Raw genomic sequence first — 436 nt, forward strand, 5'->3', positions numbered from 1 at the left:
ACAAGTCGAGCAGGGAGGAAACTCGGGCTTAGTGATCCGGTGGTACCGAATGGAAGGGCCATCGCTCAACGGATAAAAGCTACCCTGGGGATAACAGGCTTATCTCCCCCAAGAGTCCACATCGACGGGGAGGTTTGGCACCTCGATGTCGGCTCATCGCATCCTGGGGCTGAAGTAGGTCCCAAGGGTTGGGCTGTTCGCCCATTAAAGCGGTACGCGAGCTGGGTTCAGAACGTCGTGAGACAGTTCGGTCCCTATCTGTCGCGGGCGTAGGAAATTTGAGAGGGGCTGTCCTTAGTACGAGAGGACCGGGATGGACGCACCGCTGGTGTACCAGTTGTTCCGCCAGGAGCATAGCTGGGTAGCCAAGTGCGGGAGGGATAAGCGCTGAAAGCATCTAAGCGCGAAGCCCGCCTCAAGATGAGATTTCCCAGTA

1 rRNA gene is annotated in these 436 nt (G+C 57.3%); it reads left to right on the forward strand.

The annotated features are described in order from the left end of the window. Positions 1-436 (forward strand): 23S ribosomal RNA (locus E6C55_RS33345); the annotation flags it as partial.

This window comes from Cohnella fermenti (assembly GCF_004801405.1).
Classification (GTDB): domain Bacteria; phylum Bacillota; class Bacilli; order Paenibacillales; family Paenibacillaceae; genus Cohnella; species Cohnella fermenti.